The organism is Blastococcus sp. SYSU DS1021 (assembly GCF_054050995.1).
Genome location: NZ_JBJHAL010000007.1, coordinates 89,562 through 105,695, shown reverse-complemented (window position 1 = coordinate 105,695; position 16,134 = coordinate 89,562). Strand labels below are relative to the sequence as shown.

Below are 16,134 nucleotides of genomic sequence, written 5' to 3'. Positions count from 1 at the left end.
TCCCCTGCCTAGCCTGCAGGTATGTCGGTGGTCGGGTTCGCGGTCGGAGTGACCGTGGCGCCGGTGTCCGACGCGCCCTCGCCGTGGGAGCTGGAGGATCCTGATCCGGCGCGGTGGGACGAGCCGCTCAGTGCCTGGCTGCCCGCGCGGCGGTCGGCAACGCAGGCGGCGGAGCTGCTGGGGCAGATCGTGGCCGCGGAGGCGCGGCTCGCCGCGTTGCGGGCGGAGCTGGTGATGGATCTGGCCGCGGCCCGCCCCGCCCCGGCCGACCGGCTGCCCGGCGGTGAACGCGCCGGGCAGGTCGGCCCGGCGGGGGCCAGTGAGTTCGTGCCCGATGAGCTGGCCGCGGTGCAGAACTGCAGCCGCACGGCGGCGGTCACGCAGCTGGAGCACGCCCACGTGCTCACCACCGTGCTGCCGGCGACCTTCGCCGCGCTGCGGCTGGGGCGGCTGGACTGGCCCCGGGCGCGGGCGATCGCCGCCGAGGTCGCCGCCACCGGCGCCGACACCGACCCGGGCGTGATCGCCGGCATGGAGACCGCCGTCCTCCCCACCGCGGTCGAGCTGGGGGTGGGGAAGCTGCGGGCGGCGGTGCGTGCGGAGCTGCTGGCCCGCGATGCCGCAGCCGCCGACCGGCGGCGGGAGGCCCGCCGGCGCGCGGCGGATGTGACAGTGCGCCCGGTCGGGGACGGGATGAGCGAGCTGCGCGCCCTGCTGCCCCACCCCGAGGCCCGCGCCTGCCGCGACGCCGTGGATCGGCACGCCCGCGCCGCGAAGGACGCCGGCGACACCCGCCCGATCGGGATGCTGCGCGCCGGAGCGCTGGCCGATCTGCTGCTGCGCCCGTGGCAGCAGCAGCCGGCGGTGACCGCGCAGCTGACCGTGGTCGCACCACTGGACGCATTGACTCCCCGCCGGTTCCTCGCCGCCGGCGCCCCGGCCCCGGCCGCCTTCACCCGCCCCGGCACCGCGTCCCCGGTCGGGGAGGTCGACGGGGAGCCGATCACCGCCGCCCACCTGCGTGAACTGCTCACCCAGCTCGACGGCCTGGGCGTGCAGGCCCCGGCCGGCGGCAGCCTGCAGATCGCGCTCACCGACGCCACCGGGGCACTGCTGGCGGTCACCGGCCGGGCGGAGCTGGCCCGGCTGGCCCGCACCGGCTGCACCGAACACTCCAGCACCGCCTGCGGCTGCCCCCGGCTCGGCGTCCCCGGGCCGGTGGACCGCTACCGCCCCTCGGCCGCCCAGCACCGCTTCCTCGAGGCCCGCGACCGCACCTGCCGCCACCCCGGCTGCACCGCACCCGCCGCCTGGGCCGACATCGACCACGCCATCGCCCACGCCGACGGTGGGGCCACCGCCTGCGACAACCTGTGCTGCCTGTGCCGCCACCACCACCGGCTCAAGACCTTCGCCCCCGGCTGGCAGCACACGCTCAGCGACGACGGCGTGCTCACCGTCATCACCCCCACCGGCGTCACACGCACCAGCCGACCACCCGGCTACCGCGTCCTCACCGCACCACCAGAGCCGCCACCACCACCCGAGCCGGACGACCCACCACCCTTCTGACCGGCGCTCAGGCGCCGTCCGGACCGCGCGACGCGGCGACCTCCGCCGTGTTGCGCAGGATGCAGAACTCGTTCCCCTCGGGGTCGGCGAGCACCACCCAGCCGGTCCCGTCGGGGTTGCGGCGGTCGTCGACGGCCGTCGCACCCAGCGCCAGCAGGCGGGCGAGTTCCTCGTCGCGCGTGCCCTCCCGCGGACGCAGATCCAGATGCACCCGGTTCTTCACCCGCTTCGGATCGGGCACCTCGATGAAGAGCACCTGGTGGTGCCCGTCGCGCGACCTGATGAGGCACTCCTCGTGGCCGGGCCCGTTCGGGTCTTTCGGGTCCTCGACGTAGTCGAGGACGGCCTGCCACCAGCGCGACAGCGCGTAGGCGTCAGCGCAGTCGACGCTGGTGCGCGACACGAACGACACCATTGCGGGATCCTGGCACGGTGCCCGGTCGTCTCGGCCGCACGACGCGGTCAGCGGGTCCGGCGGAGCAGCGCCATGAACATGGCGTCCGTGCCGTGCCGGTGCGGCCACAGCTGCGCGTAGTCGCCGCGTGCGATGCCGGGGATCTCGGGGAACAGCGGCGCCACCGGCAGCACCTCGACGTCGTCCCGGGCGGCGGCGGTGTCGACGACGGCCACCGTCTCCTCGGTGTGCGGCGAGCACGTGACGTAGGCCAGCACGCCGCCCGGGCGCACCGACGCCAGCGCGGCGGCGAGCAGCTCGGTCTGCAGCTCCACCAGCGACGGGACGTCCTCCGCCGTCCGCCGCCAGCGGACCTCCGGACGGCGCCGCAGCGCGCCGAGCCCGGTGCAGGGCGCGTCCAGCAGCACCCGGTCGAAGCTCCCGGGCGCCCACGGTGGTTCGCGGCCGTCGGCGGCCACCACCTCGACGTCGTCCTCGCCGGTGAGCGCCTGGCGCACCAGCTCGGCCCGGTGCGGGGCGCGGTCGGCCGCGGTGAGCCGCACGCCCTCCGGCCGGGTGGCGGCGAGCAGCCCCGCCTTGCCGCCCGGCCCGGCGCACATGTCCAGCCAGGCGCTCTCCGGCCCCTCGACCGGCGCCCGGGTGAGCAGCAGCGCGGCCAGCTGGCTGCCCTCGTCCTGCACCGCGGCGCGGCCCGAGCGCACCGACGCCAGGCGGCCGGGGTCTCCCCCGCCCAGCCGCACCGCGTACGGCGACCACGGACCGGGCTGCCCGCCCGATTCCTCGGCGAGGTCCTCCCGCGCCATGCGCCGGGCGACCAGGTGCACCTCCGGGGCGGCGTCGTCGGCCAGCAGCGCCTGCTCCAGCTCCGCCTCGTCGCCGAGCGCGTCCCGCCAGGCGTCGACGATCCACCGCGGGTGGTCGGTCGTCAGCGCCAGCCGCTCGTCGCCCTCGGGGGCCAGCCTCGCCAGCCACGCGGCCCGGTCACCGCCCGCGGCGACCTTCCGCAGCACGGCGTTGACCAGCCCGGAGGCGCCCGCGCCCACGATGGCCCGGGTGAGGTCGACGGTGGTGTCCACCGCCGCGTGCGAGGGCACCCGGAGGTCGACCAGCTGGTAGGCGCCCAGCCGGAGCAGGTCCAGCACCCGCGGGTCCAGCTCGCCCAGCGGGCGGGAGACGAGGCCGGAGAGGATCGCATCGAGCGTCCCCTGCGCGCGCAGCGTCCCGTAGGCCAGCTGGGTGGCGAAGCCGGCGTCCCGCGGGTCGAGCTGCCGCTCGCGCAGCAGCTGCGGCAGCAGCAGGTTGGCGAACGCCTTCCGCGAGGAGACGGCGTCCAGGACGTCGTAGGCGGTCAGCCGGGCGCCGTCCAGCACCGGGCGGCGGGTGGCCGGGTGCCGCCGTCGCCCCTGACCGCCGCCGCGCGCCGGGCGGGTCACTCGCCGCCCAGCCGCTCGCCGGGGGCGGGCCGGGCGCCGCGGGCCCAGTCGGCCGCCGGGAACATCCGCTTGCCGGCCGGCTGCACCTCGCCCAGCCGCACCGGGCCGCTCCCGGTGCCCACGAGCACCTCCCGGCCCTCGGCCCGCACCTCACCGGGTTCCAGTGCGGCTCCGTCGGCCAGCGGCGTCACGGGCCCGAGCCGCAGCCGCTCGCCGCGCCACGTCGTCCAGGCGCCGGGCGCCGGCGTCACCCCCCGGATCCGCCGGTCCACCACGTGCGCGGGCAGCGCCCAGTCGACCCGGGCGTCCGCGGTCTCGACCTTCGGGGCCAGGCTGACGCCGTCGGCCGGCTGCGGACGGGCCTCCAGTGCTCCGGCGGCGATGCCGTCGAGGGTCGCCAGGAGCAGCTCCGCGCCGCTGACCGCCAGGCGCTCGAGCAGGTCACCGGCGGTATCCCGCGGCCTGATCGTCTCGGTGAGGGTGCCGTACACCGGGCCGGTGTCCAGCCCCGCCTCCAGGAGGAACGTCGAGGCCCCGGTCACCTCGTCGCCGGCCATGATCGCGTGCTGCACCGGCGCGGCGCCCCGCCACGCGGGGAGCAGCGAGAAGTGCAGGTTGACCCAGCCGTGCCGCGGCACGTCGAGCGCCGCCTGGGGCACGAGGGCGCCGTAGGCGACGACGGGCACGCAGTCGACGCCGAGCTCCGCGAGCTGCTCGAGGAACTCCGGGTCCCGGGGGGTCCGTGGCTGGAGCACCGGGACGCCAGACGCATCGGCCCGCTCGGCGACCGGCGAGCGGCTGACCTTGCGGCCCCGCCCCGAGCGGGCGTCCGGGCGGGTGAGGACGGCGACCACCTCGTGGTCGGAGGCGAGCAGCGCCTCCAGGGACGGGACGGCGGGTGCCGGGGTGCCGGCGAACAGGAGCTTCAGTGCGGACTCACCTTCACGACGGGGAGGTAGCTGCCGTAGCCGGCCCACTCGGCGGCCTGGATCTCGGCGAGCGCGGCGGCGCGGTCGGCCACGGACAGCCGGTCGACGAACAGGACGCCGTCGAGGTGGTCGGTCTCGTGCTGGATGGCCCGGGCCAGCAGCTCCGAGCCCTCGACGCGCACCGGGTCGCCGTGCATGTTCCAGCCGGAGGCGACCACGTGCAGGTGCCGGCGGCAGTCGTAGCGCAGGTCGGGGATGGACAGGCAGCCCTCGGGGCCGTCCTGCACCTCCTCGCCCACGGCAGCGACGTCCGGGTTGACGAGGTGGCCCACCTCGCCGTCGACGTACCAGGTGAACACGCGCAGCCCGACGCCGATCTGCGGCGCCGCGAGCCCGGCGCCCCCGGCCGCCTGCATGGTCTCGGTCAGGTCGGTGACGAGCTGCCGGAGCTCGGCGTCGAAGTCGACGACGGGCGCGGCCGGCCGGTGCAGCACCGGGTCGCCGAACAACCGGATGGGGGTGACGCTCACCCGACGATCGTAGGCGGGAGCCCGGCACGGTCCTCGGCCAGCGCGGCCCCCACCGCCGCGGCCACGTGCAGCGCCGTCGTCGGGAAGGTGGGGACGGCGACGTCGTAGGGCCGCCGGGCTCCTCCCGGACGGTCCCCAGCACCTCACACCAGGTCGAGCGGGTCCAGGTGGACGCGGACGTGCTCGGGCACCTTCTTCGCGCTGCGGACGCCCTGCACCTCGGCCAGCGCGGAGGCCAGCGCCGCCCCGGAGCTGCGGGGCACCCGCACCAGGTAGCGCTCCCGCTCGCCCTCCTGCCCGGGCCGGGGACGTTCGGGGACGGGCCCCAGCAGGTCGGCGTCCTCGGGCAGCCGAAGCGCCGCGAGGAACTCGGCGAGGGCCGCGGGCGAGGCGGACAGCGATGCCATGCGGGTCACCGGGGGGAAGCCCAGCTCGCGGCGGTCGGCGAGCTCGCGTTCGGCCAGCCACGCCGGGTCCCAGCGCACCAGCGCCTGCACGACCGGATGGGCGGCGTCGGCGGCGACGACGACCTGCCCGCCCGCCGGCGCCGGGCGCACCAGCGCCGCGGCGTTCATCCAGCGGCGCAGCGTCTCCTCCCCCGCCCGCAGATCGGCCCGGCCGAGCAGCGCCCACGAGTCCAGCAGCAGCGCGGCGCCGTAGCCGTCCGGGGCCACCGGTTCGGCGCCGGGCGTGGCCACGACCAGCGCCGGACCGGCCGGCACCGTGGCGAGCACGCCCGAGGTGCTGCCGGAGGTGCGCACGGTCGTGCCCGCGAACGCCCGCGCGAGCTCCTCGGCGGTGCGCGACTCCCCCACCACCGCGGCCCGCAGCTTCGTGCCGTGGCAGTGCGGGCAGTCGAAGGTGGCGGCCGGGCGGGCGCACCAGCGGCAGGCCGGGATGCGCGTGCCGCCGGGGCCCGGCCGCGGGGAGATGCCCAGCGGACCGGCGCAGTGGGCGCACCGTGCCGGCGCCCGGCAGCGCGCGCAGGACAGCGACGGGACGTAGCCGCGGCGGGGCACCTGCACGAGCACCGGTGCACCGGTGGCGAGCGCCTTGCGCGCCGCGTCGTAGGCCAGCGAGGGCAGCCGGGCGGTGCGGGCCGCTGCGTCGCGCGCCAGCTCGAAGTCGTCCCCGAGCGCCTGCACCCGGGGAGCCGCGGCGCGCAGCACCGCGCGGTCGGCGACCAGCTCGTGCGCCCAGCCGGACTCCACCAGCAGCGCGGCCTCGGCGGTGCGCGAGGTCCCCGCGACGACCGCGGCGCAGGAGTCCAGCCAGGCCCGCTGCACCAGCACGTCGCGGGCGTGCGGGTAGGGGGCACGCTCCTCGGAGTGCAGGTCGTCGCCGTCGTCCCACACGACCACCAGACCGAGGTCGCGGACGGGGGCGAACATCGCCGCCCGGGTGCCCAGCACCACCTGGGCGGCGCCGCGGGAGGCCGCGAGGAAGCGGCGGTAGCGCTTCTCCGGCGCGTCGTCGGCCCGCAGCACCGTGAACGAGTGCTCCGGCAGCAGCCGCTCCGCCGCCGCCGTCAGCCGGTCCAGGTCCTTGCCGTCGGGCACGACGACCAGGGCGCCGCGTCGGCCCGACAGCGCGGCGCGGCAGAGCTCGACCAACCGGGTGGGCCAGTCCTCACCGGGCAGCGCCGTCCAGACGGCGCGCGCCGGGCGCCCCTCGGCCAGGGCACCCAGCAGCGCGGGGCCGGCCTGGTACCGGGCGAAGCCGGCCGGATCGGGGGGCCCGGGCAGCTCCTCGGGGGTGGGCGAGGGGCGCTTCTCGGCGGCCCCCCGGCGCGGCGGCAGGGCCAGGCGCAGCACGTCGCTCGCGGTGCCCGCGTACCGGTCGGCGACGGCGCGGACCAGGCGGGCGACCTGCGGGGTGAGCACCGGCTCCCCCGAGGGGACGTGCGAGAGCGGCTGCAGCCGACCCGCGAACTCGGTGGTGCCCGCCAGCTCCCACACCACGCCGTCGACCAGGCGGCCGTGGAAGCGGACCCGCACCCGGCAGCCGGGCTGCACCGTGTCGGCGTACTTCTCCGGGACCGCGTAGTCGAACGGCCGGTCCAGGTGGGCCAGCGGGACGTCGACGACGACCCGGGCGACCTGCACCGGACCAGTGTCCCCGGCCCCACCGACAGGACCGCGCTCCTCCCCCGGCCCCGCGGCGGGCGGGCGGGGCCGGGGGGCGGGCTCGGGCCTCAGGCCCCCACGGCCGAGCGCAGCGCCTCGACGCGGTCCAGCCGCTCCCACGGCAGGTCCAGGTCGGTGCGGCCGAAGTGGCCGTAGGCGGCGGTGGGGCCGTAGATGGGCCTCAGCAGGTCCAGGTCGCGGACGATGGCGCCGGGGCGCAGGTCGAACACCGAGGTGATCGCCTTCTCCAGCACCTCGTCGGCGACCGTGCCGGTGCCGTGCGTGTCGACGAACAGGCCGACCGGGTGCGCGGCGCCGATGGCGTAGGCGACCTGCACCTCGCAGCGGCGGGCGAGCCCGGCGGCGACGACGTTCTTCGCCACCCAGCGCATCGCGTAGGCCGCCGAGCGGTCCACCTTCGACGGGTCCTTGCCGGAGAAGGCGCCGCCGCCGTGGCGGGCCATGCCGCCGTAGGTGTCGACGATGATCTTGCGGCCGGTCAGGCCGGCGTCGCCCATCGGGCCGCCGATGACGAACTTGCCGGTCGGGTTCACCAGCAGCCGGTGGCCGGTGGTGGGCAGGCCGAGGGCGGCCAGCTCCGGCTCGACGACGAGCTCCTCGATGTCGGGGGTCAGCAGCGTCTCGATCGAGATGTCCTCGGCGTGCTGCGAGGAGACGACCACGGTGTCGACCGCGACCGGCCGGTCGTCCTCGTAGACGACGGTGACCTGGGTCTTGCCGTCGGGCCGCAGGTAGGGCACCGAGCCGTCCTTGCGCACCGCGGACAGCCGACGGGAGAGCCGGTGGGCCAGCGCGATCGGCAGCGGCATCAGCTCGGGGGTCTCGTCGGTGGCGTAGCCGAACATCAGGCCCTGGTCACCGGCGCCCTGGCGCTCGATCGCGTCGTCCTCGGAGCTGCCACCCGTGCGCGACTCGTACCCGGTGTCGACACCCTGGGCGATGTCCGGCGACTGGGCGCCGATGGAGACGCTGACCCCGCAGGACGCGCCGTCGAAGCCCTTGCGGGAGGAGTCGTAGCCGATGCGCAGGACCGTCTCGCGGACGATCGCCGGGATGTCGACGTAGCCGGCGGTGGTGACCTCGCCGGCGATGTGCACCTGACCGGTGGTGATCAGGGTCTCGACCGCGACCCGGCTGCGCGGGTCCTGCGCCAGCATCGCGTCCAGGATCGAGTCGCTGATCTGGTCGGCGATCTTGTCCGGGTGGCCCTCGGTCACCGACTCGGAGGTGAAGAGACGGCGTGGCATGTCGGTACTCCTGGGTCGCGGGACACGATTCGGCGAGCCGCTCGGTGCCACGACTCGTGGAGGGACGTTACCCGGGCGAGACCGGGCGCCCCTCGGCGCGGGTGGACCCGTGCCAGGGCCTCGGCGCCGGCGCCTCCGCGCCGCAGTGCGCCCGCGTCCGTGCGGGAGCCCCACCCGGTCCGCGCCGGACCCCGCCGAGGAGGCGGCCCCGCCCCGGTCGCGTGAAACCACCGGGGGCGGGGCCTGGGCCCGCCGCTCATGGCGAGTGGGCGGAGGACCTGGACCCGACCGTACGTGCCGACGGCCCCGCCCGTGGACGGGTGGGGTCGGGCACGGGAACGCGCGGTGGCGGGAGAACGCGCCCGGCACGGTGACTAGACAGAGCGTCTGAGTAGAGGCACTATCGAGTCATGACCGGCCCCGCCCAGCCCAGTGAGTGGCTGCGCGGGGTCCTGGAACTGTGCGTGCTGCGCGTCATGGCCGACGGACCGACCTATGGCTACGCCATCGCCAGCGAGCTGGCGGCCGCCGGTTTCGGGGACGTCAAGGGCGGCACGCTGTACCCACTGCTGGCCCGGCTGGAGAAGAACTCGCTGGTCACCGTGGCCTGGCGGACGGGGGACGGGGGGCCGGAACGCAAGTACTTCACGCTCACCGACGCCGGGCGCCGCGAGCTCGAGCACGGCCAGGACCGGTGGCAGACCTTCTCCGCCCGGGTCACCGACCACCTGTCGGCCGCCGACGCCATCACCCCGAGGAGCAGATCGTGAACGAGACCCCGCGCGTCCAGGAGCCGCACCAGGAGGTCTGGCAGCGTCCCTTCGTCCTCGCTCAGCAGGAGTGGTGCGGCGCGTTCGTGCTCGAGCTGCGGCTGCGCGACGTCCCCGGTCCGGTGATCGGGGAACGCCTGGCGGAGGTGGAGCGGCACTGCGCGGAGAGCGGCGAGACGCCAGCCGAAGCGTTCGGCGATCCGACGTCCTACGCCCGGCAGATCGACACGGAGAGCTCGCCCGAGCGGGTGTCCGGGGTCTGGACGGTCGCGGCGCTGGGCGCGGCGCAGGTCGTCGCCCTGATCGTGGGCACGGCAGCCACGCGGACCTGGGCCGAGGGTGGCGTCCTGACCTGGAACGGCGTCCAGGTCGGCTGCCTCGCCCTGGTCCTGCTCGTGGTGCTGGCCGTCCCCCGACTGGTCCGTCCGCTGATCACCCACACGTGGGTGGTCGGCCCCGCCGCGGTTGCCCTCGTCGTGCTGGCCTCGCTGGGCTCGGCGGTGTCCGGCCGGTTCGTGACGTCGTCGGTCCTGCCCGTGCCGGCGGCCGTGGTGGCCGTCGGGTTGTTCGGCGTGGTCGTGGTCCTGGCCTGGCTCGAGTACCGGGAGCTGGCGAACGACGACCTGGTCACCTCACCGCTGCCCCCCGCTGCGGGCGACGGGGGGCAGCAGGTCCGGCGTCGCTGGAACGCGCTCGTGCCGACAGCGCTGGTCCCGGTCTGCTACCTCGCCCTGGGGGCCGCTCCCTGGTTCGTGGGCTGAGCCTCGTCGCCGGGCCGCGATGGGCCCCCAGGGCGAGCTCCGGGCCGTGCTGGGCCCACCGGACGGGTCAGCGGCCCGTCAGCCGGGCTGCCGCCACGGTCCAGATTCCGGCGGCGATGCCGTCCTTGGGGCCGAGCGCGATCTCGGTCGCCGACCCGTCGGCGGCGAGGACCACCACGGCGTTGTTCGCCTTGCCGAACACCTGCCCGTCGGAGACGTCGTTGACCACCAGCAGATCGCAACCCTTGCGGGCGAGCTTCGCGCGGGCGTGGGTGAGCACGTCGCCGTCGTCGTCACCGGTCTCGGCGGCGAAGCCGACCACGAGCCGGCCCGGCGCGCGTTCGGCGACCAGCTCGGCCAGGACGTCGGGGTTCCGGACGAGCTCGACGGCGCTCGGCTCGCTGGCCGCGCCCTTCTTCAGCTTGGTGGCGGCGACGCCGGCCGGCCGGAAGTCGGCGACCGCGGCGCTCATCACGACCACGTCGGCATCCGCAGCCTCGGCGTGCATCGCCGTCCGTAGCTCCTCGGCCGTCCCGACCGGCACCACGCGGACGCCGAAGGGGGCGGGCAGCTCCACGTTGGCGGCCACCAGGACGACCTCCGCGCCGCGGGCCGCGGCGACCCGCGCCAGGGCCCAGCCCTGCTTGCCCGACGACCGGTTGCCCAGGTAGCGCACCGGGTCCAGCGGCTCGCGGGTGCCGCCGGCGCTGATGACGACCCGGCGGCCGGCGAGGTCCTGCGGCAGCGCGTCGGCGCCCCCGTCGAGCACGACCGCGGCCAGCGCGGCGATGTCGGCGGGCTCGGGCAGCCGGCCGGGGCCGGAGTCCGGTCCGGTGAGCCGGCCGACGGCGGGCGGCAGGACCACCGCTCCGCGGCGGCGCAGCGTGGCCACGTTGTCCTGCGTGGCGGGGTGCAGCCACATCTCGGTGTGCATGGCCGGGACGAACACCACCGGGCAGTGCGCGGTGAGCAGCGTCGCGGTCAGCAGGTCGTCCGCCCGGCCCGCCGCGGCCCGGGCCAGCAGGTCGGCGGTGGCCGGGGCGACGACGACGAGGTCGGCGGTCTGCCCGATCCGCACGTGCGCCACCTCGGGGACGTCGGACCAGACGTCGGTGGTGACCGGGTTGCCCGACAGCGCCTCGAACGTGGCCGCGCCGACGAAGTGCAGCGCGCCGGGCGTGGGGACGACGCGGACGTCGTGCCCGGCCTCGGTGAAGGCCCGCAGCAGCAGCGCGGCCTTGTAGGCGGCGACGCCGCCCCCGACGCCCAGCACGATCCGGCTCATGCGCTCATCCTCCCCCACGCACGACGACGCCCCCGGCACAGGCCGGGGGCGTCACCAGAAAGGGATGGAACGGCCCCCTCGCAGGGCCCCACCACGAGCGGAGCGAGTGGTGGGGGGCGAGGGGGTCCTTCCTCAGTTCTCGCCGGCGGTGTGCGCCAGGAGCCCCTCGTTGATCTCGCGGAGCGCGATGGACAGCGGCTTCTCCTGGGGCGCGGTGTCGACCAGCGGGCCGACGTACTCCAGCAGGCCCTCGGAGAGCTGGCTGTAGTAGGCATTGATCTGGCGCGCGCGCTTGGCGGCGAAGATGACCAGGCCGTACTTGCTGCTGGTGCGCTCGAGCAGCTCGTCGATCGGCGGGTTGGTGATGCCCTCGGGGGCGGGTGCGACTCCGGACACGGGCGGGCGTGCTCCTCATTCGATAGCGGGAGGAAGGCGCCGGCGGGTCCACCGGCGAGGCACTTCCTCGTGGGCACTACTCCCCCGGCACGAGTCCGGGGAGGGCGCAGTCAGCAAGCCTACCAACTCGTCCGCGGCGCGGGCCACGTCGTCGTTGACGACCACCACGTCGAACTCCCCGGACGAGTCGAGCTCGGCCTGCGCGATCGCCAGCCGCCGCTCCTGCACGGCGACCGGCTCCGACCCCCGGCCGGCCAGCCGGCTGACCAGCTCGGCCCAGGACGGCGGGGCCAGGAAGACCAGCTGCGCCTCCGGCGCCCGCGCCCGCACCTGCCGGGCACCCTGCAGCTCGATCTCCAGCAACGCCGGCCGCCCGGTGGCCAGCTGGGCCCGGACCGGCGCCACCGGGGTGCCGTAGCGGTTGCCCGCGTACTCGGCCCACTCCAGCAGCCCGTCCTCGGCGATCAGCCGGTCGAACTCCGCGTCGGAGACGAAGTGGTAGTGCACGCCGTCGACCTCACCCGGCCGGGGACGACGAGTGGTGGCCGACACCGACACCCACACGTCGGGGTGCCGCCGCCGGACCTCGGCTATCACGGTGCCCTTGCCGACCCCGGAGGGTCCGGAGAGCACGGTCAGCCGTGCCGGTGTCGCTGCAGCCACTCGTCGTCCTCGCCCGGGGTCGTCGGCGGTGCCGGCGGCCCCTCCTCAGACGGAGCCGTCAGCGGGAACCTGCTCGGCGTCGACCTTCTCGCCGCCGAACTCGGCCTCCAGCGCCCGCCGCTGGTTGGCGCCCAGCCCCCGCACGCGTCGCGTGGGGGAGATCTCCAGGCGTTCCATGATCTTCGCAGCCCGGGCCTTGCCGACCCCGGGCAGGGATTCCAGGACGGCGGAGACCCGCATCTTGCCGATCACTTCGTCGGTCTCGCCCTGCTTGAGGACGTCGCCGACCGTGGCGCCCTTGCTCTTGAGTCGCTCGCGCAGCTCGGCGCGCGCCTTGCGGGCGGCGGCCGCCTTCTCGAGAGCGGCGGCCCGCTGTTCCGGGGACAGGTCAGGCAGGGGCATGGTGCAACCCAATCGTCTCGTTCGTCGACCGTGCTCCGGCCGGCGGTCGTTCGGTTCGCGGGGACGCACCGCGCCCCCGCTGCGAGCCTCACCGTCGCGTTGGTTCCCGGCAAATCCGCTGGTCACGCACGAACGAGCAGGGCGGTCGCGGAGCCGTACGACCCCGGGTCCGCACGATAGCCGCCCATTGGGTCACTCGGTGTGATCATGCCTGGTCAGCCCCGGTATTCGGACGGTCTGGTTTCGCCGGGGCGGCTCCCGGCGCAGGTGGCGCGCCCGCCCCCGACACGCCGACGACACGACACGCCCGGCAGGGATGCGGCGCTGCTCAGGGGCCCGGCTGGACGGCGACGATGGCCACGTCGTCCTGACCACCGCGGGGCACCATCCGCGCGAGGACGGCATCGCACAGGTCCTCCAGCTCCTCCCCGGCGTGGTGGCCGACGGTCGCGAGCAGCAGCTCCAGTCCGTCGTCGAGCGTGTGCCCGCGGTCCTCGACGAGACCGTCGGTGAACAGCAGGAGTGTCGACCCGGGCGGCAGGGTCGTCTCCTCGGTGCGCCGGTGCGCGGCCGGGTCGACGCCCAGCAGCAGATCGGGTCGCCCGGCGCGGTACGTGAGCAGCCGGGCGGTGCCGTCGGGTTCGAGGAGGACCGGTGGGGGGTGCCCGGCGTTGGACCAGCGCAGCCGTGCGCCGCCCCCGCCACCGGCACCCGTCGGCGACAGCTCGGCGAGGATCGCCGTCGCCATCGTCGCGAGCTCCAGCCCCTCGGCGGCCTCGTCGACCGCGGTCAGCACCTGGTCGGGCGCGCCCGCGGTGGTGTAGGCGATGCCGCGCACGAGCGACCGCAGCTGGCCCATGGCCGCCGCTGCCCGCGTGTCGTGTCCCACGACGTCGCCGATGACCACCGTCAGGTCGCCGGTGCGCCGGCGGAAGGCGTCGTACCAGTCGCCACCCACCTGGGCCTCCCGCGCCGCGGCGACGTAGCGCACCGCGACGCGGGCGAAGGGCAGGTCCGGCGGGGCGGTGAGCAGGCTGTTCTGCAGCTCGGTGGCCAGGTGCCGCTGGCCGGCGTAGAGCCGGGCGTTGTCGAGCGCGATGCCCGCCCGCCGGCCGATCTCCCTCGCCAGGGACAGGTCGCGCTCCCCGAAGGGCGCGGCACCGGCCCCGCGGGCCAGCAGCAGCGAGCCCAGGATGCCGGACCGCCCGGGCACCGGCACCGCCAGCGCGCTCGCCGTACCCAGGCGCTCCACGAGACCGCGCAGCTCGACGTCGGGCACTTCCTCGACCAGGGTGCCGGCGTCGACGACCGGCAGCAGGACCGCCTCCCCGGCCGCCGCCCGCCGGCCGAGCCCGCTCCCCGTACCCCGCGCGGCCACGAGCGCCTCGATCCGGCGGGCCACGGGCGCCAGCGCCGGGTCGCGCTGCCGGACGACGTGGGCGGCGAGCCGGTCGTGCTCCTCGCGCACCTGGACGCTCGCCCAGTCCGCCATCGCGGGGACCACCGCCTCGGCCAGCCGGGCGATCGATTCGGAGACGTCCAGGGAGCCGGCGAGCGACTCCGAGACCCGCGCGAGCAGGCTGACCTGACCGGCGAGCCGGTCCCGCTCCCGCTCCGCCTCCCGACGGGCGGTCACGTCGACCGCCAGGAGGAGCGCCACGGGCCGGCCGTCGTCGGTCTGGCTGCGGACCGCGGTCAGCTCCACGTCCACGCGGCCGCCGACGAGGACGTGGGCCGCCGTCGGGGTCGCCTCCGGGAGCTCGCTGCCCGAGGTTGCCCCGGCGAGGACCGGCGCCAGGAAGGCGGCGGCGCCCGGGAGCACGGTGTCCACCGGCCGGCCGGTGGGCGTGCGGACGAGCTCGAAGAGGACCTCGGCACGGCGGTTCCAGCCCACCAGCGCCCCGGCGGGGTCCACGACGAGCACCGCGATGGGGGCGTGCTCGAGCACCCCGCCCACCTCCGCCGGGCCGCGCGGGGCGTCCTCGATCACACCGGCCGCCCGGCGGGCCACTGCGGCCAGCACGGCGCTGTGCCGGCGCCGGTCGACGGCCGCCCGGCGGATGGCGCGCAGGCGCTCGGGCAGGTCCGGCTCGCCGGGCGAAGCGACCAGCAGCTCGAGCGGCACCCCCGGGGCGTACGACGTCTCGCGCCGCAGCGTCGTCGGGGTGGTCGACAGCACGGCCACGGCCGCCCCGGGCGCCAGCCGGTGCGCGCGCTGCACCAGCGCCACCGGAGCGGCGGCCAGCGAGCCGATCACCACCAGGTCGACCGGTTCGGGCGGGTCGACGAGGCGGACCTCCAGCTCCCCGGGGGCGACGTGGTCCATGCCGGGCAGCGCCCGGAGCAGCTCGACGTCGGTCGTGGAGGGCTCGACCAGGACCCAGCGGCCCGCGCCGTCCGGGGGGCCGGTCACTCGCCCAGCAGCGGCAGGCCGAGCGCCGCCCGGCCGGTCCAGGTGCGCAGGATGTCGGTCGTCGGGCTCATCACGTCGGCCGCCCGGGCGTCGCGCAGGTGACGCTCCAGCGGGGACCGGTCCCGGTAGCCGATGCCACCGACCAGGGTCATGGCCTCGTTGGTCACGTCGACGGCGCACCGGGCCACCTCGGCCTTCGCCGACGTCAGGCCCGGCAGCGCCGCGGGTCCGCCGGCGTCGGCCTCCTCGGCCGCCCAGTGGACCAGCCGGCGGGTGCGCTCCACCTGCGCCCAGAGGACGCCGAGCCGGTGCTGCAGCAGCGGCTCGCCCGCCAGCCGGCGGCCGGTGTGCGCGTGCGCCCGGCGGGACAGGTGCGCGGTGGCCTCGTCGAGCGACGCCTGGGCCACGCCGACGTAGGTGCCCGCCATGGCCATCAGGAAGTACGGCGCCACGACCTCGAAGACGTACCAGATCTGGTCGCCCTCGGTGCCGAGCAGGTGCTGGGGGGCAAGCCGGACGTCGTCGAGCCGCATGCCCCGGGAGGAGTTGCCGCGCATCCCGATGCCGGTCCACTCGTGCCCCCAGGCCACGCCCTCGGCGTCCGCCGGCACCAGGACGCAGGAGAACTCGCCCACCGGGGCCCCGGGGTCGGCCGCCACGGTGCTCACGACGTAGGAGTCGGCCCTGCCCCCGTTGGTCACGAACGACTTCTCCCCCGCGACCAGCAGGCCCTCGCCGTCCCGGGTCATCCGGGTCTGCGGCAACCAGAACTGGGCTCCGGTGCCCGGCTCGGACAGGGCCAGGGTGGTGAGGTGCTCACCGGCCACGATCGCGTCGAGGAACTCGCTCCGCTGCCGGTCGGTGTGCTTGGCCGACAGCACGGCGGTGGCCACGCAGTGCATGCCGAAGCACAGCGCCGTCGACGCGCACACCCGGCCCAGCGCCTCGCAGACCGCCTCCACCCCGCGCAGGCCCAGCCCGGAGCCGCCCACCGACCGGGGCGCGGCCAGCCCACCCAGCCCGGCGGCCTGCAGCGCGCGCACCGCTTCGGCCGGCCAGACCCCGGAGTCGGTCCGCTCTACCAGGGGCAGCGCGACGGTCCGCGCCACCTCCTCCGCGCGGGCGACGGCGTCCGCCACGCTGGTCGGGGTCGTGGTCACGATCGCCGAGG

General features: G+C 76.3%; 15 protein-coding genes. 3 read left to right on the top strand and 12 right to left on the bottom strand.

What is annotated here, in order from left to right; translation table 11 throughout:
- Positions 1 to 21: 21 nt before the first annotated feature.
- On the top strand, positions 22 to 1,572 hold the full coding sequence (locus tag ACI8AP_RS07325) for a DUF222 domain-containing protein (protein WP_456588682.1): 1,551 nt from the start codon (positions 22 to 24) through the stop codon (positions 1,570 to 1,572).
- Between the two features lie 7 nt (positions 1,573 to 1,579).
- On the opposite strand, the gene ACI8AP_RS07320 is transcribed toward ACI8AP_RS07325, so the two are convergent.
- The 6 genes from ACI8AP_RS07320 to metK form a co-directional block, all read right to left on the bottom strand.
- Positions 1,580 to 1,987, bottom strand: a complete 408-nt coding sequence (locus ACI8AP_RS07320) for a VOC family protein (RefSeq protein WP_456588681.1) — start codon at positions 1,985 to 1,987, stop codon at positions 1,580 to 1,582.
- Positions 1,988 to 2,034: 47 nt separating this feature from the next.
- Positions 2,035 to 3,420 carry an RsmB/NOP family class I SAM-dependent RNA methyltransferase gene (locus ACI8AP_RS07315; RefSeq protein WP_456588680.1) on the bottom strand — a complete coding sequence of 462 codons (1,386 nt, stop codon included), beginning with the start codon at positions 3,418 to 3,420 and terminating at the stop codon, positions 2,035 to 2,037.
- A complete protein-coding gene (fmt, locus tag ACI8AP_RS07310) occupies positions 3,417 to 4,397 on the bottom strand; it encodes a methionyl-tRNA formyltransferase (protein WP_456588679.1) in 981 nt (326 codons plus the stop codon). The genes ACI8AP_RS07315 and fmt overlap by 4 nt, the downstream gene beginning before the upstream one ends.
- Positions 4,346 to 4,879 carry a peptide deformylase gene (gene def / locus ACI8AP_RS07305; protein ID WP_456588678.1) on the bottom strand — a complete coding sequence of 178 codons (534 nt, stop codon included), beginning with the start codon at positions 4,877 to 4,879 and terminating at the stop codon, positions 4,346 to 4,348. Before def ends, fmt begins: the two co-directional genes overlap by 52 nt.
- A 143-nt stretch (positions 4,880 to 5,022) precedes the next feature.
- Positions 5,023 to 6,984 carry a primosomal protein N' gene (locus tag ACI8AP_RS07300; protein WP_456588677.1) on the bottom strand — a complete coding sequence of 654 codons (1,962 nt, stop codon included), beginning with the start codon at positions 6,982 to 6,984 and terminating at the stop codon, positions 5,023 to 5,025.
- A gap of 89 nt (positions 6,985 to 7,073) precedes the next feature.
- A complete protein-coding gene (gene metK, locus ACI8AP_RS07295; protein WP_456588676.1) occupies positions 7,074 to 8,273 on the bottom strand; it encodes a methionine adenosyltransferase in 1,200 nt (399 codons plus the stop codon).
- A 410-nt stretch (positions 8,274 to 8,683) separates the two neighbouring features.
- Here metK and ACI8AP_RS07290 point away from each other — a divergent pair, with 410 nt between their 5' ends.
- Positions 8,684 to 9,043, top strand: coding sequence for a PadR family transcriptional regulator (locus tag ACI8AP_RS07290; protein ID WP_456588675.1), 360 nt, complete (start codon positions 8,684 to 8,686; stop codon positions 9,041 to 9,043).
- Positions 9,040 to 9,804: a hypothetical protein gene (locus tag ACI8AP_RS07285; protein WP_456588674.1), complete on the top strand. Its 765-nt coding sequence runs from the start codon at positions 9,040 to 9,042 to the stop codon at positions 9,802 to 9,804. Before ACI8AP_RS07290 ends, ACI8AP_RS07285 begins: the two co-directional genes overlap by 4 nt.
- A 67-nt stretch (positions 9,805 to 9,871) precedes the next feature.
- On the opposite strand, the gene coaBC is transcribed toward ACI8AP_RS07285, so the two are convergent.
- From coaBC to ACI8AP_RS07255, 6 genes are all read right to left on the bottom strand, one after another.
- Positions 9,872 to 11,089: a bifunctional phosphopantothenoylcysteine decarboxylase/phosphopantothenate--cysteine ligase CoaBC gene (gene coaBC, locus ACI8AP_RS07280; protein WP_456588673.1), complete on the bottom strand. Its 1,218-nt coding sequence runs from the start codon at positions 11,087 to 11,089 to the stop codon at positions 9,872 to 9,874.
- 132 nt (positions 11,090 to 11,221) lie between these two features.
- Positions 11,222 to 11,485, bottom strand: a complete 264-nt coding sequence (gene rpoZ, locus ACI8AP_RS07275) for a DNA-directed RNA polymerase subunit omega (protein ID WP_014376157.1) — start codon at positions 11,483 to 11,485, stop codon at positions 11,222 to 11,224.
- A gap of 15 nt (positions 11,486 to 11,500) precedes the next feature.
- Positions 11,501 to 12,148, bottom strand: a complete 648-nt coding sequence (gmk, locus tag ACI8AP_RS07270; RefSeq protein ID WP_456588672.1) for a guanylate kinase — start codon at positions 12,146 to 12,148, stop codon at positions 11,501 to 11,503.
- 45 nt (positions 12,149 to 12,193) lie between these two features.
- A complete protein-coding gene (mihF, locus tag ACI8AP_RS07265) occupies positions 12,194 to 12,550 on the bottom strand; it encodes an integration host factor, actinobacterial type (protein ID WP_456582244.1) in 357 nt (118 codons plus the stop codon).
- 328 nt (positions 12,551 to 12,878) lie between these two features.
- Positions 12,879 to 14,963: a SpoIIE family protein phosphatase gene (locus tag ACI8AP_RS07260; RefSeq protein WP_456588671.1), complete on the bottom strand. Its 2,085-nt coding sequence runs from the start codon at positions 14,961 to 14,963 to the stop codon at positions 12,879 to 12,881.
- Positions 14,960 to 16,123, bottom strand: a complete 1,164-nt coding sequence (locus tag ACI8AP_RS07255) for an acyl-CoA dehydrogenase family protein (RefSeq protein WP_456588670.1) — start codon at positions 16,121 to 16,123, stop codon at positions 14,960 to 14,962. The genes ACI8AP_RS07260 and ACI8AP_RS07255 overlap by 4 nt, the downstream gene beginning before the upstream one ends.
- Positions 16,124 to 16,134: the final 11 nt, after the last annotated feature.